This is a genomic window from Chitinophaga sp. GbtcB8, assembly GCF_019091455.1.
Taxonomy (GTDB): Bacteria; Bacteroidota; Bacteroidia; order Chitinophagales; family Chitinophagaceae; genus Chitinophaga.
The window spans coordinates 627,540-652,065 of the sequence record NZ_JAGXJN010000001.1 but is presented as its reverse complement, the minus strand read 5'-3'; the positions used below and the strand labels follow the sequence as shown (position 1 = coordinate 652,065).

At 48.2% G+C, this 24,526-nt stretch carries 20 protein-coding genes; 18 read left to right on the top strand and 2 right to left on the bottom strand.

All coding sequences use genetic code 11. The features are described 5' to 3' along the window. The first annotated feature begins 2 nt into the window (after nucleotides 1-2). From KVT36_RS02680 to lpxB, 5 genes are all read left to right on the top strand, one after another. Complete coding sequence (locus KVT36_RS02680; RefSeq protein WP_217601936.1) at nucleotides 3-890, top strand: ABC transporter ATP-binding protein; 888 nt, start codon at nucleotides 3-5, stop codon at nucleotides 888-890. A gap of 6 nt (nucleotides 891-896) precedes the next feature. Continuing rightward, the gene (locus tag KVT36_RS02675; protein ID WP_217601935.1) at nucleotides 897-1,676 is read left to right on the top strand and encodes an ABC transporter permease; all 780 of its coding nucleotides are present in this window, start codon (nucleotides 897-899) and stop codon (nucleotides 1,674-1,676) included. 51 nt (nucleotides 1,677-1,727) lie between these two features. Continuing rightward, nucleotides 1,728-2,504, top strand: a complete 777-nt coding sequence (surE, locus tag KVT36_RS02670; RefSeq protein WP_217601934.1) for a 5'/3'-nucleotidase SurE — start codon at nucleotides 1,728-1,730, stop codon at nucleotides 2,502-2,504. Between the two features lie 33 nt (nucleotides 2,505-2,537). Continuing rightward, nucleotides 2,538-2,840: a hypothetical protein gene (locus KVT36_RS02665; RefSeq protein ID WP_217601933.1), complete on the top strand. Its 303-nt coding sequence runs from the start codon at nucleotides 2,538-2,540 to the stop codon at nucleotides 2,838-2,840. 152 nt (nucleotides 2,841-2,992) lie between these two features. After that, nucleotides 2,993-4,102, top strand: coding sequence for a lipid-A-disaccharide synthase (gene lpxB, locus KVT36_RS02660; protein ID WP_217601932.1), 1,110 nt, complete (start codon nucleotides 2,993-2,995; stop codon nucleotides 4,100-4,102). Between the two features lie 61 nt (nucleotides 4,103-4,163). Here lpxB and KVT36_RS02655 read toward each other — a convergent pair whose 3' ends face one another. Then, the gene (locus KVT36_RS02655) at nucleotides 4,164-4,331 is read right to left on the bottom strand and encodes a DUF6728 family protein (RefSeq protein ID WP_217601931.1); all 168 of its coding nucleotides are present in this window, start codon (nucleotides 4,329-4,331) and stop codon (nucleotides 4,164-4,166) included. A 143-nt stretch (nucleotides 4,332-4,474) separates the two neighbouring features. Here KVT36_RS02655 and KVT36_RS02650 point away from each other — a divergent pair, with 143 nt between their 5' ends. The 12 genes from KVT36_RS02650 to KVT36_RS02595 all read left to right on the top strand — a co-directional run bounded on the left by KVT36_RS02650 (nucleotide 4,475) and on the right by KVT36_RS02595 (nucleotide 21,664). Next, nucleotides 4,475-5,908: an alpha-L-fucosidase gene (locus KVT36_RS02650; protein ID WP_217601930.1), complete on the top strand. Its 1,434-nt coding sequence runs from the start codon at nucleotides 4,475-4,477 to the stop codon at nucleotides 5,906-5,908. Between the two features lie 249 nt (nucleotides 5,909-6,157). Further along, entirely contained in the window at nucleotides 6,158-6,898 is a 741-nt protein-coding gene (locus tag KVT36_RS02645; RefSeq protein ID WP_217601929.1) for a response regulator transcription factor, read from the top strand. Nucleotides 6,899-6,945: 47 nt separating this feature from the next. After that, nucleotides 6,946-7,698: a 2'-5' RNA ligase family protein gene (locus KVT36_RS02640; protein ID WP_217601928.1), complete on the top strand. Its 753-nt coding sequence runs from the start codon at nucleotides 6,946-6,948 to the stop codon at nucleotides 7,696-7,698. A gap of 141 nt (nucleotides 7,699-7,839) precedes the next feature. Further along, nucleotides 7,840-10,095, top strand: coding sequence for a bifunctional (p)ppGpp synthetase/guanosine-3',5'-bis(diphosphate) 3'-pyrophosphohydrolase (locus tag KVT36_RS02635; RefSeq protein ID WP_217601927.1), 2,256 nt, complete (start codon nucleotides 7,840-7,842; stop codon nucleotides 10,093-10,095). Nucleotides 10,096-10,318: 223 nt separating this feature from the next. After that, entirely contained in the window at nucleotides 10,319-11,596 is a 1,278-nt protein-coding gene (locus KVT36_RS02630) for an adenylosuccinate synthase (protein WP_217601926.1), read from the top strand. A gap of 94 nt (nucleotides 11,597-11,690) precedes the next feature. Beyond that, nucleotides 11,691-12,143 carry a hypothetical protein gene (locus KVT36_RS02625; protein ID WP_217601925.1) on the top strand — a complete coding sequence of 151 codons (453 nt, stop codon included), beginning with the start codon at nucleotides 11,691-11,693 and terminating at the stop codon, nucleotides 12,141-12,143. A 111-nt stretch (nucleotides 12,144-12,254) separates the two neighbouring features. Then, nucleotides 12,255-13,472, top strand: a complete 1,218-nt coding sequence (locus tag KVT36_RS02620; protein WP_254639803.1) for an anthranilate synthase component I family protein — start codon at nucleotides 12,255-12,257, stop codon at nucleotides 13,470-13,472. 193 nt (nucleotides 13,473-13,665) lie between these two features. After that, nucleotides 13,666-14,265 (top strand): RNA polymerase sigma-70 factor, encoded by a 600-nt coding sequence (locus tag KVT36_RS02615; RefSeq protein ID WP_217601923.1) that lies wholly within the window; start codon nucleotides 13,666-13,668, stop codon nucleotides 14,263-14,265. 56 nt (nucleotides 14,266-14,321) lie between these two features. After that, nucleotides 14,322-15,275: a FecR family protein gene (locus KVT36_RS02610; RefSeq protein ID WP_217601922.1), complete on the top strand. Its 954-nt coding sequence runs from the start codon at nucleotides 14,322-14,324 to the stop codon at nucleotides 15,273-15,275. A gap of 43 nt (nucleotides 15,276-15,318) precedes the next feature. After that, nucleotides 15,319-18,741, top strand: a complete 3,423-nt coding sequence (locus tag KVT36_RS02605; RefSeq protein WP_254639802.1) for a SusC/RagA family TonB-linked outer membrane protein — start codon at nucleotides 15,319-15,321, stop codon at nucleotides 18,739-18,741. A 19-nt stretch (nucleotides 18,742-18,760) separates the two neighbouring features. After that, on the top strand, nucleotides 18,761-20,221 hold the full coding sequence (locus KVT36_RS02600; protein ID WP_217601920.1) for a SusD/RagB family nutrient-binding outer membrane lipoprotein: 1,461 nt from the start codon (nucleotides 18,761-18,763) through the stop codon (nucleotides 20,219-20,221). 210 nt (nucleotides 20,222-20,431) lie between these two features. Continuing rightward, on the top strand, nucleotides 20,432-21,664 hold the full coding sequence (locus KVT36_RS02595; RefSeq protein ID WP_217601919.1) for an alkaline phosphatase family protein: 1,233 nt from the start codon (nucleotides 20,432-20,434) through the stop codon (nucleotides 21,662-21,664). Nucleotides 21,665-21,751: 87 nt separating this feature from the next. Here the strand turns inward: KVT36_RS02595 and KVT36_RS02590 are convergent, their stop codons facing one another. After that, nucleotides 21,752-22,678 (bottom strand): TIGR01777 family oxidoreductase, encoded by a 927-nt coding sequence (locus tag KVT36_RS02590; RefSeq protein ID WP_217601918.1) that lies wholly within the window; start codon nucleotides 22,676-22,678, stop codon nucleotides 21,752-21,754. 323 nt (nucleotides 22,679-23,001) lie between these two features. Between KVT36_RS02590 and KVT36_RS02585 the strand changes: the two genes are divergently transcribed. Then, nucleotides 23,002-24,519 (top strand): hypothetical protein, encoded by a 1,518-nt coding sequence (locus tag KVT36_RS02585; RefSeq protein WP_217601917.1) that lies wholly within the window; start codon nucleotides 23,002-23,004, stop codon nucleotides 24,517-24,519. Nucleotides 24,520-24,526 lie beyond the last annotated feature (7 nt).

Here is a 24,526-nt window from a genome sequence, read left to right as displayed (position 1 = left end):
TCATGCCAATTCTCTCTCTTCAGAACATTTCCAAACGATATGGGGCTATACAGGCACTGTCCGGCGTTAGCTTTGAAGTGCCCAAAGGCGCAGTGTTTGGTATCCTGGGACCTAACGGTAGCGGCAAAACGACGTTGCTGGGTATTGTTACCGATGTATTAAAAGCAGATACCGGTACCTTTACCCTGCTGGATGCGCCGCCCGCGGCCCGCCAGCGGCAGCGTATAGGCACCCTGCTGGAAACGCCCAACTTTTACCACTACCTGTCGGCCTATCAGAACCTGCAGGTAGCCGCCTCCATTAAACAACAGTCCGGGCAGGATATACCCCGCGTGCTGGACATTGCAGGCTTAACCGCCCGGCAGCACTCCCGTTTCAAAACGTACTCCCTGGGTATGAAACAGCGGCTGGCTATTGCGGCCGCCATGCTGGGCGATCCGGAAGTGCTGATACTGGATGAGCCTACCAATGGCCTGGACCCCGCCGGTATTGCAGAAGTACGGCAGCTGATCCAGCAGCTGGCGCAAACAGGTAAAACCATTATACTGGCCAGCCACCTGCTGGATGAAGTGGAAAAGGTATGCACCCATGTGGCCATCCTGCAAAAAGGAAAGCTGCTGTTATCCGGCCCGGTGAACCAGGTGCTGGTGCGGGAAGATTTTGTGGAGCTGTCCTGTAACGATAATACAAAGCTGATGTCTGTCATTAGCCAGCACCCTGCCTTTGATCATATCATCTCCAGCCAGGAACATTTACAGGTGGTGTTCAAACAACCGGTAGACCCGGCCACGCTGAATGCCTGGTGTGCTGATCAGGGCCTGTGGCTGAACCATTTGTATACACGCAAACAAAGCCTCGAAAAAGCTTTCCTGCAAATCACCAACAACTAAACGTACATGCTGCATTTGATACGTACTGAATGGCTGAAAATAAAGCCCTACCGCGCCTTTTGGGTAATGGTGGGCCTGGCGGTGGCCATTATCCCGGCAGGCAATTATATTGCCGCAGAGATCACCAGCCAGATCGTAAGTAAAACCAAAGAGCTGATTGCGGTCGCGCCTTATGACTTTCCGTTGATTTGGCAAAGCATTGCGAATGTGAACAGCTACATGACTGCGCTGTTTGCCATTCCAATGATCATATTGGTCACTAATGAATTTACCTATAAAACCCACCGGCAGAATATTATTGACGGATGGGAGCGGCGCGAGTTTGTACTGGCAAAGCTTTTCTGGTGGCTTGCCCTGAGCCTGCTGGCTTTTTTAACGACCACTATTACTGCGCTGGTCCTGGGGTTGGCCTATGGCACCCATCCGTTAAGCTTTGAGAATTTTGAATACCTTTTCTATTACCTGCTGCAGGTGCTGTTATCACTGGGCATTGCCACATTGATAGCCGTGCTGGTACGCCGCTCCGGCCTGGCCATTGTGCTGTACCTGTGTTATATTATGATCGTAGAACAGGTGCTGGTATTGGTGCTTAAACGTAATTTTGGTGAAATAGGCGGCTTGCTGCCCCTCCAAACAGGCGATGAGCTGATGCCTTTCCCGGTAGTTGGAAAGCTGCTGAACAATGCGGACCATTATGATGATGGGGTATACCTGCTGATATTATGTTTGTACATTGGATTAATGATCTTCCTGGTTTTCAGAAGAATGCTGAAAACAGATTATTAACATAAAATGTGATAATACATACTAAATTTGTAACAAGTAAAAAAGCGGAACGTGGAAACAGACGAAAAGATCATACTGGTCACTAATGATGATGGCATAACAGCGCCGGGCATACACGCATTAATAGAGGCAGTGCGCCCGCTGGGTAAAGTAGTGGTGGTAGCGCCGGACAGCCCGCAATCAGGCAAGGGGCACGCCATTACCATTGGAGTACCTTTACGCCTGAACCAGGTAGATCAGTTTGAAGGGATAGAGGCCTGGCAATGTTCCGGTACCCCGGTAGATTGTGTGAAGCTGGCCCGCGACAAAATACTGCACCGTAAACCGGACATTTGCGTGAGCGGCATTAATCATGGCGCCAATCACTCTATCAATATTATTTACTCCGGCACCATGTCTGCCGCTATGGAGGCTGCTATTGAAGGCATTCCCTCCATTGGCTTCTCATACCTGGACTACAGCTTTGCAGCTGATTTTACACTCAGCAAGCAGGTAGCATATGATGTAACAAAAAAATTGCTGGAAAGCGACGTATCACCCAACACCCTGTTTAACGTTAATATACCGGTGATTGCAGATACCCGCGAGTTCAAAGGCATTAAGATATGCAGGCAGGCCAACGCCAAGTATGTGGAAGCATTTGATGAGCGCCGCGACCCGCACGGTAAAAAATATTACTGGCTTACCGGTGAGTTCAAGAATATGGATCCCGGAGAAGATACGGATGTATGGGCGCTGGAAAATAACTATGCTTCACTGGTACCCGTGCAGTTTGACCTGACGCATTACCGGATGAAAGAGGAGATGGAAAAAACGTGGAAGTTGTAAAGCACATTAGCATATCGTCATATGAATTATGTTATGTTCAAGAAAGACAATTTACCCCTGGGCATTATGCTGGGCTTACTAACACCTATTGTTGGTTTCTTCTTGTATTACCTGCTCATACTTTTTAAGCAGCATATAGGGCTGAGTGAATTTATTACCATCCTCAGCACCAACCGGCAAATGATCCCCAAAGTAATTAGTATTTGCCTGTTGCTGAATGGCCTGGTGTTTTACCTGTACACCCGTAAAAGAAGGGATATTACCGCCAAAGGTATTTTCCTGGTAACCATGCTGTACGCCATCACTATCCTGTTGTTGAAGTTAGTTCACGGATAACGTAATTACGCCTAACGCGGAGCACTGAATGCTTAACGCCCGAGCCCATTATGCCAGGGGTCTGCCGCAAAACACAATCAGCGTTCAGCATTGAGCATTCGGCGTTCAGCATTAAGCATTATGCATTCAGCCTATTTCTCTACTTTTGCTCCATGAAATATTACCTCATAGCCGGCGAAGCCTCCGGCGACCTGCATGGCAGTAACCTGATCCGGCAAATGAAACAGCTGGATACGGCAGCGGATATACGTTGCTGGGGCGGCGACCTGATGCAGCAGGCCGGCGGCCAGGTAATAGAGCATTACCACGACGTGGCTTTTATGGGTTTTGTGGAAGTAGCCATGAACCTGCGTACTATTTTCCGTAATATGGACCGCTGCAAGGAAGATATCAAAGCCTTTCAGCCGGATGTGCTGGTGCTTATTGACTACCCCGGTTTTAACCTGCGCATTGCAGAATGGGCTAAAAAAGAGGGTTATAAGATCGTTTATTATATATCGCCCCAGGTATGGGCCTGGAAGGAAAGCCGTGTAAAAAAGATCAAGGAGTGTGTAGATAAAATGGTGGTGATACTGCCCTTTGAACAGGATTTTTACCGGAAATGGCAGTACGAAGTAGAGTTTGTAGGGCACCCGCTGGTAGAGGTGATAAAGACAGAAACGGCAAAACCGGCAGAAGTATCTTTTTCAGACAAGCCTATCATAGCCATATTGCCCGGCAGCCGTAAGCAGGAGGTGAACATTAAGCTGCCCATTATGCTTACCATGGCCAAATATTTTCCGGAATACCAGTTTGTAATAGCCCAGGCCCCCAGCCTGGACGATGAATTTATACAAGGGCTCATTGGCCAGCACCCGAATGTAACCACCGTAAAAAATCAAACCTATGCTTTGCTGCGGCAGGCGCAGGCTGCGTTGGTCACCTCTGGTACTGCTACCCTGGAAACCGCCCTGTTTGGAGTACCCGAAGTAGTGTGTTACAAAGGCAGCGCTATCTCTTACTTTTTTGCAAAACGCCTCATTAAGGTAAAATATATTTCGCTGGTGAACCTGGTAATGGATAAGCCGGTAGTAAAGGAATTGATCCAGAACGAGCTAACGGAAGAGAACCTGCTGAAAGCCCTGACCCTGCTATTGAAGGATGAACAAACCCGGCAGCAGATGCAGGCGGATTATGCCGCTTTATGGAGCCGCCTGGGAGAGCGCAACGCCTCCCGCCTGGCAGCGGAGATCATTGTTAAATTTGCGGATGTGCAGATATGAAAATGTGCAGATTATGGACTTCGCATTAATTCATCTGCACATCTGCATATTTGCACATCGTTTATCGTCTTATCAGCTTTATCAGCATAATGATCAGCGCGATCAGGAACAGTAAAATGGATATCCGGTTCATGCCATGCATCATAGCCACATAACTCGTTTTAGGCGCCCCGGGATCTTTTTTGCCAATATACAGGTATCGTAATATTTGCTGCCAGATACTTTTCATACCACAAAGATACAGGCTGCCCGCCGTATATCCGGAGGTAATATGCTACACAAAACAGGTAAAGAACTGTAAGGGAATAGTGCTAATATTTGTTATTTTGTTCCCCAAATCATATACCTATCACTCACACTACAAATATTATCATGCGCAAGTTATGGATCACGGCAGCTGCCCTGTTGGCGCTGTTCACCGCACAGGCCCAGGAGCATGTGGAGCCGCCCTATGTACCTGAAACAGATCCGGCCGTACTGCAAAAGCTGGATGAATGGCAGGACTGGAAATTTGGCCTGCTCATGCACTGGGGGCCTTACTCTCAATGGGGGGTAGTAGAATCCTGGAGCATTTGCCCGGAAGATGAAGGTTTTACCCAGCGCAAACCATATGGCATTCCTTACTTTGAGTACCTGAAAAAATACCAGGAGCTGGGCAATACCTTTAACCCGGTGAAGTTTGACCCCTCCAAATGGGCCAAAGCAGCTAAAGATGCAGGCATGAAGTACCTGGTGTTCACCACCAAACACCACGACGGTTTCTGTATGTTTGATACCAAACAAACAGACTACCGCGTAACCGGCCCCCAATGCGCCTTTAGTAAAGATCCCCGTTCCAATATAGCCAAAGAGGTGTTTGAGGCATTCCGTGCGCAGGGCATTCATGCCGGGGCTTATTTCTCTAAACCCGACTGGCATACGGAATATTATTGGTGGTCTTACTTCCCGCCTAAGGACCGTAACGTGAACTATGATATTACCAAATATCCCGAGCGCTGGAACAAGTTCAAGAAATATACTTACGACCAGATAGAGGAGCTGATGACCGGGTATGGCAAGCTGGATATCCTTTGGCTGGACGGGGGCTGGGTACGTCCCCGGAAAACACAAACCGCGGAGTCACTTTCCTGGCTTAAAACACCTCCGCAGAACCAGGATATAGATATGGAGGGTATTGCCAAAATGGCGCGGCAGCACCAGCCGGGCCTTATAGTAGTAGACCGCAGTGTGCACGGGCCTTATGAGAATTACCGTACGCCGGAGCAGCAGATCCCGGAAAAGCCGCTGAGTTATCCCTGGGAAACCTGTATGACGATGGCCGGCTCCTGGTCTTATGTGCCGGATGATCATTACAAATCCGTAAACACTATTATCCACAATCTTGTAGACATTGTGGCCAAAGGCGGCAACTATCTGTTGAATGTTGGCCCCGGTCCGGATGGGGAATTACATGATGCCGCCTATACCACTATGCATAATATAGGCTTGTGGATGCAGGTGAATGGAGATGCTATCTATGGCACCCGGGCAATAGCGCCTTATAAAGACGGGAAGGTATGTTTTACCACTAAAAAAGATGGCAGTGTATATGCAATATACCTGTTGGGTGAGAACGAGAAGCTGCCGGCCACCATTTCCTTTAAAGGCCTTACACCCGCCAAAGGAGCTAAGATGGTAATGCTGGGCGCTAAAGAAAAACTAAGCTGGAAAAAAACAGGAGAGGTGGTAGAGATCAGCTTACCCGCCGCAGTACAGGGCAAACCCTGGCAGCATGCAGTAGCCATCCGTATAGACCATGTATCTTAATAGTTAGGAAACCTAATGATTGGAATGCGCATGATATGATAATATAATTATTGTAAAAGCGCATTTCAATTAGTTAATTCGATTTTAATGGTTGTTAAAAAATTACTTGGAATAACGAATTATTAACGCGATGGCAACAATAAATTAACAATATTGCAGGTGTTACTATCCCCTGCATAGTGAAAGCGAAGAACCTTATTACCATACATACCATAAAGCTTTAACCATATCCCCATTGTTAATTTAAAGATGAATCGTATCGCAAAAATATTGCTGGTTGATGATGACTACCAGTTTGGTGGCGTCGTCAAAAAGCATCTTGAATCAAAGGGGTTTGACGTAGTACTTTGTTTTGATGGCGAAATAGCCTGGAAGAAATTTCAGAAAGAGGACTTTGACCTGATCCTGCTGGATGTGATCATGGCGAAGGAAGATGGGTTTACCCTGGCACAGGAAATAAGGAAAAAAAACGGGCTGATCCCTATTCTTTTTATTACCTCCCGCAAGCTGGACGAAGACCGCCTGGAAGGTTTCCGCCTGGGCGGTGATGATTATATTACCAAACCATTCAGCATCGATGAGCTGGTGGCAAGGATCAAAGTGTTTTTAAAAAGGACCTTACCCCGGCCCCATAATGAACAAAATGAATTTACTTTAGGCAAACTAACTTTTAACTCGGAAAGCCTGCAGGTAAGAGATGAAAATGGCGTGCGCATAGGCGTAATTACCCCGCGGGAAGTAGCCCTGATCCGTTATTTTAAAGAAAACGCTAACCAGATCCTGAGGCGGGAAGAGATCCTGCTGAACGTTTGGGGCAAAGAGGGCTTTTTCAGTGGCCGCAGCATGGACGTTTTTATTACCCGCATGCGGAAACATTTCCGGGCCGATCCGCAAATACAGCTGGAAACATTGCACAATGTGGGATTTCGTTTAAATCTCCCCGAGCAGGAAAATCATCAGGGACAACAGGAAGATCATAAAGAGCACTAAATACCTATACACTTAACATACAGGTGTTAAACCCAATATTTTTTGTCATGAACTTTGAAAGACGAGAACAACCCCACCGTCCACGGGTGGGACAAAACCGCCCATCTTCACCAGGTGGTTATGGTGGCAACAGGGACCATGGAAATAGTTATAACCGGGGCAACAACCGGTTTAACCAGGGCAACAACCGGCCTGCACCCAAAAGACGATTCAATCAACCGCCCAGGCAGGAGAAAAAGATCTATTTCATAGCCCTTTTGCCCACCGCAGAAGCAGGCAAAGAGATCATTCGCCTGAAGCAGGAATTTGCGGAACATTACGGGGCGCGTTTTGCCCTGAAGGTATTGCCACATATTACCCTGCAGGTGCCTTTTACTGCCGATCCCTTCCTGGAAAAAACACTCACCGCCGGTTTAGCGGAATTTGCCGCCAATGCCCAACCCTTTGAAGTTACCTTAAATGGTTTTGGCACCTCTTTGTTCAAAGCGCAGCGCATCCTGTACATAAAAGTAGCACAGGAGCCGGCTATTATGAACATCCATAAAGAGCTGGTAACTTTTCTGCGCCGGGAGTTTGGTTTTAGCAGGATGCTGGCCCGCGACACCTTTAAACCACATGTTACCGTAGCCTTTAACGATCTTACAGAACCCCAGCTGGAAGCAGCCTGGCCGGAATATGAGCACCGCCCGTTCAACATCTCCTTTAAGGTCAATAACCTTTATTTTATGCGCCATAACGGCTCCTCCTGGGAAGTACTGCAGAAGTGCAAGCTGGGACAGCCTGTAACTAATAATGAATAATGAAGGATTAATGATCATGGAGGCTGGCTTTACATTGAAATGCCGGTGACCACTATTATTAATTATTCATTCTTAATTATTAATTAAAGCCGCCGCAGGCGGCGGGTAATCGTATTGCATAAAATCGTAACTTTAGTGCAGATGGAAACAGTGGCAGTACAAAAATATAATTTAGACGAGGAACAGGAGAAAAAGGAGATCGTCCGCCATTACCGCGCATTATTGAGGGCTTTGAAACCCAGGTTGAAGAAAGGCGACCGGGAGCTGGTGCGTACCGCCTTTGAAATGGCGGCAGATGCACACAAGGATATGCGGCGTAAATCCGGGGAACCCTACATCCTGCACCCGCTGGCAGTAGCCCAGATATGCGTGGAAGAAATAGGTCTGGGCGTACGTTCGGCTATATGCGCATTATTACATGATACTGTAGAAGATACTGAAGTAACCCTGGAAGATGTGGAACGCGAGTTCGGCACCGAGATCGCTCATATTGTAGACGGGCTAACCAAAATATCTACCGTTATAGATTCCAGCACCAGCACCGCCCAGGCAGAAAATTTCAAGAAGATCCTGCTTACCCTGGCAGATGATCCCCGCGTGATCCTGATCAAGCTGGCAGACCGTATGCATAACATGCGTACCCTGGACAGCATGAGCCGGGAAAAACAGCTGAAAATAGCTTCTGAAACCGTATTCATTTACGCCCCATTGGCCCACCGCCTTGGCTTGTATAACATCAAGTCGGAGATGGAGGACCTGGCCATGAAATATACGGAACAGCAAACCTACCGCGACATTGCCAAAAAGCTGAAGGAAACCAAGCGGGAACGCACCCGGTATATCAACGAGTTTATTAAGCCTATTAAGGAAGTGCTGCAGGAAGAGGGGTTTGACTTTGAGATCTATGGGCGCCCTAAATCCATTCACTCCATTTACAATAAGATCAAAACCAAAGGCGTAGTCTTTGAAGAAGTATATGACCTGTTTGCCATCCGCATTATCATGAACTCCGCCCTGGAAAAGGAAAAGGCGGATTGCTGGAAGGTATATTCCATTATCACAGATTTTTACCACCCCAGCCCGGAACGTACCCGCGACTGGCTTAGCAACCCCAAATCCAATGGATATGAGGCGCTGCATGTAACGGTAATGGGCCCCCAGGGTAAATGGGTGGAGGTGCAGATCCGCTCCAAACGCATGAACGATTATGCGGAAAAAGGCCTGGCAGCACACTGGCGTTATAAGGAAGGCAACCAGAGCCCCGCCAGCCAGGAATCTAAATTTGATCAGTGGTTTACCCAGATCCGGGAAATACTCAACAACCCGGATTCCAATACACTGGACTTCCTGGCCGATTTTAAGAGCAACCTGTTCACCGAAGAGATCTATGTATACACGCCCAAGGGCGATCTGAAGATCTTGCCCGTAGGCTCCACCTCCCTGGACTTTGCCTATGCCATACACAGCGCCATTGGCAACAAGTGTATAGGCGCCAAGGTGAACTATAAGCTGGTGCCCCTGAGCCATAAGCTGCGCAGCGGGGACCAGGTGGAGATCATTACCTCCAACAAACAAAAACCATCAGAAGACTGGCTGAACTTTGTGCTCACCGCCAAAGCCAAGTCCAAGATCAAAGATGCGCTGAAGGAGGAAAAGCGGCAGATAGCCATGGATGGTAAAGCACAGCTGGAACGTAAGCTGGACCACCAGAAAATATCCGCCAGCCAGCATAACATCAATGAGCTGGTGCAGTTTTATAAACAGCCTTCCCCGCTGGACCTGTACTACCAGATCGCCATCAGGAACATTGATCTGAAGGAGCTGAAACAGTTCACCGTACTGGGGGATAAGCTGGAGCCGCCTAAGCCGGTAAAACAACCGGAGCACCAGCACCAGCCGGAAGAACACCTGAAACATCAGGCGCCTTCCAAGAAAGATGCAGAGCTGATCATCTTCGGGGAAAGTTCTGACAAGATAGCCTATAAGCTGGCCAATTGCTGCCGCCCTATACCCGGCGATGATGTATTTGGCTTTATAACCGCCAGCGAAGGACTGAAGATACACCGCACCAACTGCCCTAATGCCGCGCAATTGCTGGCCAACTACGGCCACCGCGTGGTAAAGACCAAGTGGGTGAAGAACCGTGAAATATCCTTCCTGACCGGCGTACGGATCATTGGGATGGATGATGTAGGCGTGATCCACAAGATCACCAACATTATATCCGGTGAGCTGAAAGTGAATATTTCCGCCCTTACCATTGAATCACGGGAAGGGTTGTTTGAAGGGCTGATCAAAGTATATGTACACGATAAAGAGGAGCTGGATGAGCTGGTAGACCGCCTGAAACGCCTGGATGGCATTCAGTCTGTGAACCGGCTGGAGGAGGAGCAGTAGTTAGTTGTAGTCCATGGTCCATAGCCGATGGTCCATGGCATATACCGCAGGGAAAATGTGCATTTAAGGATGTTATACAAATTAGTTGCATGCCACGCAGCAGGTATCTGATTGATGAAGGCTATGGACTATCGGCTATGGACCATGGACTCCAACAGAAAATTCTCTAAATCTTCATATTTCGCCTTAATTTTGCCACTTCTTTTCTAAACTTACACAAATTATGGTAGATGTTTTGTTAGGCCTGCAATGGGGAGATGAAGGCAAGGGGAAGATTGTGGACTATTTTGCAGGTAAATATGACGTGATAGCCCGCTTTCAGGGTGGGCCAAACGCTGGTCATACTTTATATATTAATGATCAGAAGGTGGTGCTGCACACCATCCCTTCCGGGGTGTTTCACAAAAACACCGTGAACCTCATTGGTAATGGCGTAGTGCTGGACCCCGTAACCTTCCGCATGGAATGTGAAAAGGTAACCGCATTAGGCGTAAACCTGCAGGAGAACTTATTTATTGCAGAAAGAACGCACCTCATCGTACCCACACACCGGGCGCTGGATAAAGCATCTGAAATAGCTAAAGGCAGTGAAAAGATCGGTTCTACGCTTAAAGGCATAGGCCCGGCTTACATGGATAAGACCGGCCGTAACGGGCTGCGCGTGGGTGATGTGATGCTGCCTGACTTTAAAGAGAAGTACGAAAAGCTGAAGCAGAAGCACCTGCACCTGCTGGCCGGCTACGATACCCAGGAAGATATCAGCCAGGACATCATTAACTGGGAAAAAGACTTTTTTGCCGCAGTTGAGCTGCTGAAGAAAATGAATATTGTAAACGGGGAATATTTCCTGAATGAGAAGCTGAAAGCCGGTAAAAAAGTGCTGGCAGAAGGCGCGCAGGGCAGTATGCTGGATGTGGATTTTGGAACCTACCCGTTCGTAACATCCTCTAACACCATTTCTGCCGGCGTATGTACCGGTTTGGGTATAGCACCCAAATGGATCCAGGAAGTAATAGGCGTTACAAAGGCCTATTGCACCCGCGTAGGTGGTGGTCCGTTCCCAACGGAGCTGCATGATGCCACCGGCGAAAAGCTGCGCGAAATAGGCCGCGAATTTGGCGCTACCACCGGCCGCCCCCGCCGTTGCGGATGGATAGACCTGGTAGCCCTGGATTATACCTGTATGTTAAGTGGTGTAACCCAGCTGGTAATGACCAAAAGTGATGTGCTGGATGCATTTGATGAAGTGTACGCTTGTACCGCTTATGAAGTAAATGGTACTAAAACAAGGGAAATGCCGTTTCAGTTAACCAGTCTGGATGTTAAACCGGTATGGGAAAAGTACGCTGGCTGGAGTGATGAAGCAGCTGCCAACAGTAAGTTTTACAACGAGTTACCGGCGGAAATGAAAGCATTTGTTAAGGAAGTGGAGGCTTACCTGAAGGTACCTGTGAAATACGTTTCCAACGGGCCTGGACGGGATCAGATACTGGAACAATAAAACCTAAAAAAGTACAAAAAAAAGAGAAGAAAAAAAATTTGGCGAATAAAAAAAACTGTTAAAACTTTACGCTAAAGAAATAAGTGAACCTATTATGAAATCGAAATCTGATAACGAAAAAGAGAACAAGAAACCTACTTCTCCCAAGCCAACCAAAGGGACTCCTAAGGCTGCCGCCAAACCTAAGAAAGAAGTAGATGACGAGGACGAAGAAGATGATGAAGAGGAAACTCCGAAAAAATCTGCTGCTGCAAAGAAATCAGATAAGCCGGCCTCCAAAAAAAGTAAAGATGATGACGACGACGATATAGATGACGATGATGACGCATCCGATGACGATGATGATGCATGGGAAAAAGGAGAACAGGATGAAGATTATGATCCTGACTTCGAGGAGTTTGATATGCCTAAACCTAAAGCACGCCGTGGCCGCCCGGGTAAGAAAACCGGCGACGATGACGATGATCTGGGTTTTGATGATGAGTTCAAAGACATGGACCTGTTTAACGACAGGGGTGGCTTTGATGATGACGATGACGATTTCTAAGCGTTAAAACAAACCATTATCAGGATATTTCACGATTTTCCAGTAGTTGATCATAAAGTTTTTAAACGGCAAATGTTGAATTGGTCTAACCGGTTCAACATTTGTTGTTTTTTGGACAACAATGATTACCCCTCACCGTATAACCGCTACGAAGCGCTGCTGGCAACTGAAGTTATAGAATACATTGCGCTGCCCGCCGGTAACGCACTTGCCGCACTGCAGCAGTTCCATGATACCTGCCAGGACTGGCTGTTTGGTCACTTAGCCTATGACCTGAAGCAGGAAACCACCCATACTACCATTCCGTATAGCGCCGCCCGTGATAACGGCATTGCTTTCCCGGATCTGTATTTTTTCAGGCCCCGGGTAGTAATGCTGTTACAAACACAGCAGGTGCAGATAGGAGGAGAAGATCTTACAGAACAACAGGCCCGCGAAATTTACAACACCTGCCTGCAAATGCCCGCGCACATAGAGGCGCAACAGCGTGCTATAGTTACCCCGCAGCCCCAAAGCCGCCTGCACCGGGCAGCTTACCTGGAAACAGTAAAAGCCCTGCAGGATCATATACACCGCGGAGATTGTTATGAAGTGAATTTTTGCCGGGATAATTTTATACCGGACATCAGCGTACATCCCTTAACGTTGTTTGACCAGCTGAACCGTTTATCGCCCGCCCCCTTTGCCGCTTATTACCGGGTAAAGGATCAGTACCTGTTATGCTCCAGCCCCGAACGGTTCTTACAGCAGCAGGGTAACAACATTATTTCCCAGCCCATTAAAGGCACTACCCGCCGTTTGGAGAATGCAGCTTTGGATGAGCAGGCCCGCAGCACATTATTTCAAAGCCCTAAGGAACGCGCGGAAAATGTAATGGTAGTAGACCTGGTGCGCAATGACCTGGCGCATACCGCTATGCCGGGCAGTGTGCAGGTGGAGGAGCTGTTTGGCATTTACTCTTTTGCGCATGTACACCACATGATCTCTACAGTAAAGGCTATACGCGAAAATAACGTGCCCTTTACAACAGTGCTGCAGCATGCTTTCCCAATGGGATCTATGACCGGCGCCCCCAAACTAAAGGTCATGCAGCTCATTGACCAGTATGAACCTGTCCGCCGCGGGTTATTCTCCGGCGCTGTAGGATATATCACCCCCTCCGGCGACCTGGATCTGAATGTTGTGATCCGCAGTATCCTCTACAATGCAGCTACCCGCCACCTTTCTTTTCCCACCGGATCAGCCATTACCTTTTACAGCGATCCTGAAAAAGAGTGGGAAGAATGTTTGCTGAAAGCAGAAGCAATTGTGAAGGTGCTGAAAGCATAAAGCATAAAGCAAAAAGCTATATGCCTAGCACTAACCCACGTTTGTACAAATTGTTTATGATATATGGCCCTGCCTTAACCTTTCTGCTTTCCGCTTTCTGCTTTCAGCATATTTACCTAAATTTAATACTACCTTAATACTCCGGTAAAGGTCATTTCCGACCTTTGGCGTTTGTAATTTGATACCTCTGTACATGCAGGAATATGTACCAAAAATAAGGGAAGGAAATGCCGCCGCTTTCAGAGATCTGTTTTACGCAGTAAAGGATCCGCTGTTCGGTTATGCCTGTAAGCTGTGCCGGTCCCCGGAGCTGGCAGAAGAAGTAGTGCAGGAAGTATTTATGAAGCTGTGGATCAACCGCCTGCAGCTGAAAGAAGAGCTTTCCATAAAATCGTATCTCTATACAGCTACCAAACACACGGTATTTAACTTATTGAAAAAAGCCGCCCTGGACGAAAACCTGCGCCAGGCCATCTTTTACCGCCAGCCCGCGTCGCTCAATACTACAGAAGAAGCCATTTCCCTGGCAGAGCTGCAGCGCTGGAACAACCAGGTGCTGGAACAGCTGCCGCCCCAAAGAAGGTTGATCTACTCCATGAGCCGCATTGATGGCCTTTCCCACGAAGAAATTGCCAGTAAGCTGGGTTTATCCAAGAACACCGTAAAAGACCAGATCACAAAAGCCAGCCGTTTCCTGCGCGCGCAATTCCATACCCATTACGACAGCCACGACATGATTGTGCCGCTGCTCATTATCACCAGCTGCCAGGTAATGCTGCATGCAGGCGTCTGAAAAAAAGTTTTCAACCAGGATCGTCCCTTTTTATCGCTGGATTGTATTAGTACAAAATGGATATCAGAGAACTGTTCATAAAACATGCGCAAGGCACCTGTACAGCGGAGGAAAAAGCCCTGCTGGTAGCCTGGTTGCAGGAAAATGAGGATGCCGCAGCACTGCCCGATCCGGAAGAGCTGATGGCAGTAACCTCCCTGCCGGTATTGGAAACAGCTGCTGCAGAGCGTATCCTCGAAAATATCCTGGAAACGCCTGTATTGCCTGTACGCCGTAACTACCGGCCGCTGATGATCCGTTGGGTGGCCGCTGCCGCAGTAGTATTGGGCCTGGCAGCCAGCACATTATGGTGGTACCGCCCGCATGCACAGTGGGTAAATGTGCGCACACCCTATGCTCAAATGCGCACCATTCACCTGCCGGATGGCAGCACCATTCACCTGAATGCTAACTCCCAGCTGAAATACGATAGTAATATGCAGCGCAGCAGCGTGCGGGAGGTATGGTTGCAGGGCGAAGCCTTTTTTGAAATAGCCCCCGCCGCTGCGCAGTTCACCGTACATGCAGGCCAGGGCTTAGAGGTAGCCGTATTGGGCACCCGCTTTAATATAACACATAATGATAGTAGCATACAGGTAGTACTGAACAGTGGACGGGTAAGCGTAAAAGCCGCCAACAACAGCCCTATGCTGCTGTTGCCCGGCGAAATGGCGGTATACCGTGGGGGCGCACAAAACTTGCAGAAACAGGCCGCAGACACCCTGGTGCTCACCGGCTGGAAGGATCATGTACTTACCTTCCACCAGACCAGCCTGCAGGAAATTGCAGGGTTAATACAACGTCACTTTGGCGTGCAGGTGGTATTTACTGCACCGGAGCTTAGCAGGCTGCAATTTACAGGCACCGCGCCTGCAGGCAACCTGGAGCTGCTTTTATCCATTCTTGAAAGATCGCTTGATATCAGGGTCAATAAAACAAACGGGCAAGTAGTGATCCGGCCGGCTCACTGATCTATTTGCCTGCCAACATTCTTCATCGGAAAAAAATATGGTTATGCATAAAACGCTACTTATAAAAAGAGTAGTAACAGGCATTATTATTTTGTATGCATCGGGTTGTTGTTTGAACCCAATCTATGCACAGCAAAATATGATTGCAAAGGCCGGCACAGCGAACACCCGGCTTTTGCATCCGCTGGAAGCAGTGTTACTGCAGCTGGAAAACACGCACAAAGTAAAATTTAACTACAACAGCAATCTCCTGTACGGCAAAACTGTAAGCGACGCCATTTACCGTAAAGTAACGCAGGAGGAGCTGCAAACCGCCCTGCCGCAGCTGCTGCACCCCTTAGGGCTAACCAGTGAGCTGATATATGGTAATTATTACGCCATACATAGCATAGCAGGTGAGCAAACAGCCGAACAGCAGGTAACAGTAAGCGGCAACATTACCGATGCTACAACCGGCACGGCATTGCCCGGCGTAACCATTACCGTTAAAGGAAAAACCAAAGGCGCCGTTACAGATGCCAAAGGGCATTTTTCCATACCCCAGGTAGCTGCTACAGATATACTGGTGGTGAACTTCATGGGCTACAAACCTATGCAGATCACGGTAGGCGGGCAAACCACCATTAACCTGGCATTACAGCCCGATGTATCGGGTCTGAATGAAGTGGTAGTAACCGCCCTGGGCATACAAAAAGAAAAGAAATCACTGGGATATGCAGTGCAGGAGGTGAAAGGGGAAAGTATGACGCAGGCCAGGGAGCCCAACCTGGTAAGCTCCTTAACCGGCCGTGTGGCCGGCCTTACCATCCGCAGCTCTACAGATCTTTTCCGGGATGCAGGCATCTCCCTCAGAGGACAGAAACCGCTGATGGTAATTGATGGTATTCCCGATCAGCAGGCAGATATGTGGAAGGTGAACCCGGATGATGTGGAAAGCATTAGCGTGCTGAAAGGCCCCACTGCATCTGCATTATACGGCTCCATAGGCCAGTACGGCGCTATTATGATCACCACCAAACGTGGTAAGGGTAAAGACCTGGCAGTGGAATTTAATTCCTCTACCATGTTCCAGCCCTCTTTTATACGCATACCCAAAGTGCAAAGCACTTACGGCGATGGTTACAAAGGCAAATACGCTTATGTGGATGGTTCCGGTGGTGGCACGGAAGGTTCCGGCTGGATCTGGGGTCCTAAGCTGGATCAGCCCGATCCCAGCACTCCCAGTGGTTATTGGGAAACACCGCAGTATAACAGTCCTATAGATCCCAACACGAATCAGCCCACGCCGCTGCCCTTTATATCCCGCGGTAAGGATAATGTGAAGAACTTTTTCAGAACAGGCATTATCTCCACTAACAACATCAGTGTTACCAAAGGCAGTGATAAAGGTAATTTCCGGGCATCAGCCTCTCATATTTATCAAATGGGAGTAGTGCCAAATACGGATCTGAACAACAGCTCCTTCAGCTTATCAGGTGATTATAATTTATCTGACCGGCTGAATGTGGATGCGCGCATCACTTATAACCGCCAGTACACTGATAATTATCCGGAAGTAGGCTACGGTCCCGGCAACTACCTGTATAACCTGGTTTTATGGACCGGCGCTGATGTAGATATCCGGGACCTGCGCAGCTACTGGCAGCCAGGCCAGGAAGGCATTCAGCAAAAACACTACAACCAGTCGTGGTATAACAATCCTTACTTCCAGGCATATGAGCTGCTGAATGGTTATTATAAGGACAATACGTTTGGCTCCATGGCTCTGAACTATACGTTCAATAAGGATTTCAGCGCTAAATTCCGCACGGGTGTTAACAGCTATGGTTTAACCTCCAATGTAAAAGAGCCTAAGAGTTATGTGCGTTACAGCGATAAATCGCGCGGCAACTTTTATGTGAGCAGCGGCAACTATATTGACATTGTTACGGACCTCATTTTGCGGTATGAGCATACTTTCAATAAAGACTTTGCAGTGCATGCGGAATTAGGCGGCTCCAACTACTACCGTAATTACCGGTACCAGTCGTCTAATACAGATGGATTGTCAATACCTAGTTTTTATAACCTCAGCAACTCTACCAACCCGGTACAGGGTACCAATGGGCTGGAAGAAAGGCGTACCAGCAGCGCCTATGGTTTTGTGGACCTGGAATATTTAGGCGCGTTTTACCTGACGCTCACCGGCCGTACAGATAAAATATCCACCCTGCCGGTAAGCAACAATACATTCTTTTATCCTTCCGTATCCGGTTCTATTCTGGTGTCTGAGCTGGTAAAGCTGCCGCGCTGGTTCTCTTATCTGAAAGCACGCGGCTCCTGGTCAAAAGTGTCCAGTGGTTTACTGGATTCGGATAATACCTATACCTACAATTACCTGCCCGCTTATGACCGGGGCATTAAGTGGAATGGCACGCCCTCCCTCACTTACGGCGGCACGCTGCAGAACCCCGATCTGAAACCCCGCACCTCTGCCTCCTGGGAAGCCGGCCTGGAAATGAAGTGGTTCGGCAACCGTTTGGGTTTTGATGCCACTTATTACCGCATACAGGATTACAACAATATTGTGAACATCAATGTATCCGGTACCAGCGGTTATACCTCCCGCCGGGAGAATGGTAATAAGTATTTACGCAAGGGTATAGAGTTTGTGTTAACGGGCACCCCTGTACGTAATAAGAATCTCAGCTGGGATGTGCTGGTGAATTTCAGCAGCTACCACCGCTACCTGCAGGCCATTTTCAATAATGAAGCCGTGCTGGGTAAGCTGAAGGTAGGAGACAGGGTGGACCGCATTTTTGCATCCGTATATGAAAAAGACCCGCAGGGTAATATTGTATACCAGAGCAATGGTTTTCCAAAAGATGATCCCTTTACGCGGTATGTAGGTAACGATGATCCGGATTGGGTATATGGCGTGGAAAATACATTCCGTTATAAGAATTTTTCGCTGCGTTTTCTGGTAGATGGGCGTATTGGCGGATTGATCTACTCCACCACCAACCAGAAAATGTGGTGGGGCGGTACGCACCCTGGCACTGTAAACCAGTTCCGCGATGATGCCAATGCCGGACAGGCCACCTATGTAGGCCAGGGCGTAGTAGTAACCGGCGGTGATATCCAGTATGATGGTGCAGGCAATATTGTTGGCGACAGCCGCAAGTTTGCACCCAACACCAAAGCCGTGAACTATATTGATTATATGGTGAACACCAGCAATGCCGCCAACACCCGTTACAATTATTATTCAGAAACCTTTTTAAAGCTGCGGGAGGTAAACCTGACCTGGCAGGTACCGGAAAAATGGGTGAAAGGCACTTTCTTCCGTTCCGCCTCTGTAGCCCTGATAGGCCGTAACCTGCTGCTGTTTGCAAAGCTGCCTAATGTGGACCCGGATACCGGCGAAGATAACCTGCAAACACCCTCTATGCGCAGCATGGGTTTTAACGTGAATTTTAAATTCTGATCATCAAAGCAAGTAAAGTATGCGAAAGATATTTATTGCCATTAACCTGCTGCTTATAACCGGTTTGGCGGGCTGTAAAAAGTTTGAGGCTTTTCAGACAGATCCCAACAAAACCACGCAGGCCTCACCGGACCTGCTGCTTACCGGTATAGAGATCGATGCTTTTAATGAAGTGAGCCTGTCTGCTGCACTGGCATCGCGCCAGATGGCCTATACAGACGGGGTTAATAATAACCAGTATTACGGCTGGCAACGCTCCGGGTATGGCGACTATGATAACCTGCGCCAGGTAGTGCAGATGGAAACAGAAGCCCAGCGGGTAAATAAACCCGTATACCTGGCATTAGCCAAATTTTTCAGGGCCTATTTTATTATGCGACTTACCCTGACCTTTGGCGATGTGCCCTACAGCGAAGCATTACAGGGCAACGAGAAAAATTTTACACCGGGCTATGATAAACAGGAGGATATTTTCCTGAAAGTGCTGGATCAGCTGAAAGAAGCCAACACTGCGCTGACGGACGATGCCGGTACCATACAGGGCGATGTAGTGTACAAAGGCACCATTAAACAGTGGAAACAGCTGATCAACAGTTTCAGCCTGCGGGTGCTCATCATGCTTTCCCAGAAAGAAGGCAACACAAAGCTGAATGTCAAACAACGGTTCAGTGAAATAGTGAACAATCCCGCGCAGTATCCTTTATTTACCGGTAATGCCGACAATGCGCAGCTGGTGTTCTATGACCTGCAGGACGACCGTTATCCCTTCTTTAACAACAACGATCTGCAAACCGCTTATTACATGGAGGAAACTTTTGTGAACATGCTGAAAGGCCTGAAAGATCCGCGTTTGTTCCGTATGGCAGCTAAAGCGCCCATCCATTCCGGGCTGGCAGATGATGATTTTAATGCCTACGGCGGTGTTATGGGCAGCGCCACTATTGACGAGAACTCTACCCGGGTAGCAGCCGGGCAGGCATCTAAAATAGATGAGCGTTATTACCATGACCCCGTGAATGAGGCCAGCACTGCTATGGGATATGCAGAGCTGCAGTTCATACTGGCAGAAGCGGTAGTACGCGGCTGGATCAGTGGCAGCGCCAGCGATTATTATAAAAAAGGCATACAGGCCTCCCAGGAGTTCTATAAAACAGCGCCGGACGCCATTACCGCCTACCTGGCCCAACCGGCTGTGCAGCTGCAGGCAGGGCAGGAGCTGAAAGCCATTATTACACAAAAATATATTGCCTGTTTTGTGAACACAGGTTGGCTGCCTTTTTATGAGCAACGGCGTACAGGCTTCCCCGTATTTGATGTATCCGGCGCCGGTGTGCTTAACAATCACCAGGTACCCAAACGCTGGATGTATCCTGAAAATGAGTTTGACCTGAACCGTGAGAATGTAACTGCCGCAATTAGCCGCCAATACTCCGCAGGAGATAATATTAACGGACAAATGTGGTTACTGATCAAAGAATAGCTTAAAGGGAATGTAAAATCATAAATGAAAAATGAACAACCGACGAAGGAGGTTCATAGAGACCTTTAAAATGACTTTATGAACGAGATAAATGTAAAAGTAAAATGCCCCGGGCATGAGTGTGCACCCGGTGTTGCGGCATTTTACTTTTACATTTATGATTTAAAATTTTACATTTTACATTCTTTAGGATTTCAAAACTATGCAAGTATGAAAAAGAGCATATATACTTTCCTGTTAGTCCTCGCCTCCGGCCTTACCCTTCACGCCCAGCAAGGCGCCCGTAAGGCGGTATTTATTATAGTAGATGGTATTCCGGCAGATGTGAAAGAAAAAATTCCCACCCCGCACATGGACAGCATTGCAGCGGCAGGCGGTTATACCCGCGCTTACGTAGGAGGGGAAAAGGGCGGTTATTCTCAAACACCCACTATTTCCGCAGTAGGCTACAACAGCCTGCTCACAGGCGTTTGGGTGAATAAGCACAATGTATGGGATAACGATATTGCCGCACAGAACTATCATTACTGGAGCCTGTTCCGCTATTTTAAAGCGGCTTACCCGCAAAAGCAAACCGCTATTTTCTCCACCTGGCTGGATAACCGTACCAAGCTGGTAGGTGACAGCCTGCAGCAAACCGGGTACCTGCATATAGATCATCATGTGGATGGGCTGGAGCTGGATACGGTACAGTACCCGCATGATAAAAGCAGCCGGTACATTCACCTGATAGATGAAACCGTGACCAACCAGGCCGCAGCCTATCTCCGCACCAATGCACCGGACCTTTCCTGGGTATACCTGGAATACAGTGATGATATGGGCCACCGCTTTGGCGACAGTGAAAAAATGTACGATGCCGTGAAGATGGTAGATGACCAGGTAGGCCGCATCTGGAGCGCCATCCAGTACCGCCGCAAACAGTTCGGGGAAGACTGGCTGATCTTCGTTACCACGGATCATGGACGCGATAGTGTAACCGGCCGGGGGCATGGCCGCCAGTCGGACCGGGAACGTACCACCTGGATGGTAACCAATGCGCAGCAGCTGAACGATTGTTTTAAGCATGGCCAGCCGGGTATAGTAGATATTATGCCCAGCATTGCCCGCTTTATGAAAGTTAAGATCCCTGAAGCAAATGCCCGGGAACTAGATGGGGTGCCGCTTATAGGCCCTGTATCCCTGGTACAGCCGCAGGCCGCGTATGCAAATGGCAAGCTGCAGCTGCAATGGAAGGCCATGGCTAAAAAAGGAAAGGTGAAAATATGGGTAGCCACTACCAACCGGTTCAAAGAAGGCGGTCAGGATGATTACCAGCTACTGGCACAGGTGCCGCTGGAACAGGAAAAAGCAGTAGTGGACGTACAACAACTGCCCAAAGGCTTTTATAAAGTAGTGCTGGAAGGTCCGGATAATATGGTGAACCGGTGGATCGTGAAGTAAGAAAATGCTGAACGCTTAACGCTGAATGCTCAATGCCTAAAGCAAAATACGATCAGCGTTCGGCATTAAGCGTTCAGCGTTTAGCAATTATTGCAAGAGTTGTTCCATTGCCGCACCAATCTCCGGGTAGGAGAACTGGAACCCGGTGTCCTGTATCTTTTGGCAGGATGCGTTGACACTTTTTAATACTTCCGTGCTCATCTCACCTAAGCCCAGCTTCAAAGCAAAGGCAGGTACATGTACAGAAATAAAACTTTTGCCCTTCGCCACCTTGGCCATGGTCATGATCAGGTCCTTGTGCTGTACCGGCTTTGGGGCCACGGCATTAAAAATGCCGGTTAAGCCCGGGTTTACGATCGCATTAAAGTAAAGGCGTACCAGGTCGTGCAGGTGTATCCAGCTTACCCATTGTTCCCCGCTGCCCAGGATAGTGGCAAAACCAAACTGCAGGGGTTTATAAAATTCCTTTAGCGCACCGCCGTTTTTGTTTAAGGCTATACCGGTGCGGAAGATCACTACTTTTTTATCCAGCTGCTCCATTTGCAGGGCGCCCGCTTCCCAGGCCTGGCAGGTATTGCCCAGGAAATCTGTGGAAGGTGGGTCCATTTCTGTAAAAGGAGCAACGCCGTTATGATTTTCACCATAATAACCGGTGCCGGAAGCGCTGATGAATTTGCGCACCTTATTAGGATGCTGCTGTAACGTATTGAATAACAGCTGGCTGCTTTGAACGCGGCTGTCTACGATCTCTTTTTTATAGGCATTGGTCCAGCGGTGGCCGGCTACATTGGCCCCGGCCAGGTGCACAATAAAATCAGCCGCCTGCACGGCAGCCAGATCTATGGCCTGCTGGCGCACATCCCAATGAGCATAGGTGAGCAGGTTGTTAGCGGAATTTGTGTGCGCATGTGGTTGACGGCTCAGGACAATTACATGATATCCATGTTCAGTAAGCAGTTGAGTAAGCGCTTCTCCAACAAATCCCGTACCCCCGGTAATTAACACTGTTTCCATCAGGCAAAGAACGGTTCTGAATTAAATTTATCTAAATGTACAGAATAAAAGTAAATAGTCCATGGTCCACAGCCTTTAGCGTATGGCAGGTTTTACGCGTATAGGCAGCAGCCGTGTATCATTGCCACCGGCCATTCATCCGCAATACAATTAGCGCTGAACCATGCTGTGGACTATGGACCATTGACCATGGACCACATACTCTTTGTGAAAAGCAAATTTTCGTGTAGGTTTGACTGTAAAATTTTTCCTATGGGTATGGCCCGTCGCCTACAACAATATAGAATGAATTTACGTTACCACATTATTTAAAACATATACCGATGCTATACCGATTTTCTCTCCTGGCTTGCCTGCTTTTGTGTGGCGGATCACTCATGGCCCAAAAAATAGCCTACTCAGAACCGGAACGGGATGATTATAAAAGCACTGAATTTGAAATTATAGGCCGGGTAGGCGGTAACATCATGGTGTATAAAAATGACCGGGGTGATAACGCGGTGTCCGTATATGATAACGCCATGCAGCTGAAACAGCGGGTAAAGCTGGACTTTTTACCCCGTAAGATCATCAGCATGGATTTTGTGGCCTACCCCAACAAGGTGTTCATGATCTACCAGTTCCAGCGTAAGGATGCCGTGTACAGCGTATGCGCCACCATGAACCCGGAAGCCAAGTTTGAACAATCTCCAGTGGTAATAGACTCTACCCGCATCGGTTTTTATTCCAAGGAAAACAAAGTGTATTCCGTAGAGTATTCGGAAGATAAGGCCCGCATCCTGATCTACAAGATCAACCAGGACAAGGAAGACAACAACGTGTTTTACACCTTCCAGTACGACAGCTCTTTCAACTTTGTAAATAACAGCCGGCTTTCATTGCCCATGGAAAAAAAGAGCTTCCTCAGCAATTTTAACCTCTCCAATAACGGCGACCTGATATTTACCAAGCTGGAACGCACCAGCAACCGGGATTATACCGTGAACGGGGAGCTGGTGATCAAAAGATCCGCAGTGGATTCCTTTGAGATCACGCCCATGAAGCTGCAGAACCAGCTGCTGGATGAGGTAAAAATGAAGCTGGATAACAACCAGCACCGGGCCCTGGTCACCGCCTTTTATTACAAACAGAAGCGGGGCAATGTAGAAGGCCTGTACATCAGCAAATACGACTATGAGCAGAAACAGCAGGTATTTGAAAAGCTGGCCCAGTTCTCCAATGAGCTGAAAATGAATGCTCGTGGAGAATCCTCTACCAATGCAGCTTTCAACGATTATTTCATTCGTAAGATCATCAATACCAAAGACGGGGGCTTCCTGTTAACGGCAGAATCGTTCTACACCACCTCCCGCTACCAGCCCTGGAACCGCTGGAACTATATGTACGGCCCATACGGCGGCATGTCGTACCCGTACTCCTATTATTATTCCCCGTATTCCCCCATGTATTATAACCCCTGGGGATGGAATAACTCGCAGGGAAACCGCTACCACTATGATAATGTGGCTATCCTGTCATTTGATAATGAAGGCAACCCCCAATGGAGCAACTTTGTACGCAAAAGCCAGTTTGATGATGGGGCAGACCTGTACCTTTCCTATATAATGGTGAACATTGGCAGTGAGCTGCGTTTCCTGTATAATGAGCTGGACCGCCGTAACTATATCTTAACGGATAATAGCATACAGCCGGATGGTAAGATCAGCCGCCTGCCTACCCTCCGCAACCTGGACAAAGGTTTCACCTGGATGCCCCGTTACGGGAAGCAGATCAGCAGCCGCAGCGTACTGATACCCTGTGTTTACAGGAATTATATTTGCTTTGCAAAAGTTGACTTTTAATCACACC

Coding starts and splice junctions, on each gene's coding strand:
- KVT36_RS02680 (WP_217601936.1), top strand. CDS start 3: ATGCCAATTCTCTCTCTTCAGAACATTTCCAAACGATATGGGGCTATA.
- KVT36_RS02675 (WP_217601935.1), top strand. CDS start 897: ATGCTGCATTTGATACGTACTGAATGGCTGAAAATAAAGCCCTACCGC.
- KVT36_RS02665 (WP_217601933.1), top strand. CDS start 2,538: ATGTTCAAGAAAGACAATTTACCCCTGGGCATTATGCTGGGCTTACTA.
- lpxB (WP_217601932.1), top strand. CDS start 2,993: ATGAAATATTACCTCATAGCCGGCGAAGCCTCCGGCGACCTGCATGGC.
- KVT36_RS02655 (WP_217601931.1), bottom strand. CDS start 4,331: ATGAAAAGTATCTGGCAGCAAATATTACGATACCTGTATATTGGCAAA.
- KVT36_RS02650 (WP_217601930.1), top strand. CDS start 4,475: ATGCGCAAGTTATGGATCACGGCAGCTGCCCTGTTGGCGCTGTTCACC.
- KVT36_RS02645 (WP_217601929.1), top strand. CDS start 6,158: ATGAATCGTATCGCAAAAATATTGCTGGTTGATGATGACTACCAGTTT.
- KVT36_RS02640 (WP_217601928.1), top strand. CDS start 6,946: ATGAACTTTGAAAGACGAGAACAACCCCACCGTCCACGGGTGGGACAA.
- KVT36_RS02635 (WP_217601927.1), top strand. CDS start 7,840: ATGGAAACAGTGGCAGTACAAAAATATAATTTAGACGAGGAACAGGAG.
- KVT36_RS02630 (WP_217601926.1), top strand. CDS start 10,319: ATGGTAGATGTTTTGTTAGGCCTGCAATGGGGAGATGAAGGCAAGGGG.
- KVT36_RS02625 (WP_217601925.1), top strand. CDS start 11,691: ATGAAATCGAAATCTGATAACGAAAAAGAGAACAAGAAACCTACTTCT.
- KVT36_RS02615 (WP_217601923.1), top strand. CDS start 13,666: ATGCAGGAATATGTACCAAAAATAAGGGAAGGAAATGCCGCCGCTTTC.
- KVT36_RS02610 (WP_217601922.1), top strand. CDS start 14,322: ATGGATATCAGAGAACTGTTCATAAAACATGCGCAAGGCACCTGTACA.
- KVT36_RS02605 (WP_254639802.1), top strand. CDS start 15,319: ATGCATAAAACGCTACTTATAAAAAGAGTAGTAACAGGCATTATTATT.
- KVT36_RS02600 (WP_217601920.1), top strand. CDS start 18,761: ATGCGAAAGATATTTATTGCCATTAACCTGCTGCTTATAACCGGTTTG.
- KVT36_RS02595 (WP_217601919.1), top strand. CDS start 20,432: ATGAAAAAGAGCATATATACTTTCCTGTTAGTCCTCGCCTCCGGCCTT.
- KVT36_RS02590 (WP_217601918.1), bottom strand. CDS start 22,678: ATGGAAACAGTGTTAATTACCGGGGGTACGGGATTTGTTGGAGAAGCG.
- KVT36_RS02585 (WP_217601917.1), top strand. CDS start 23,002: ATGCTATACCGATTTTCTCTCCTGGCTTGCCTGCTTTTGTGTGGCGGA.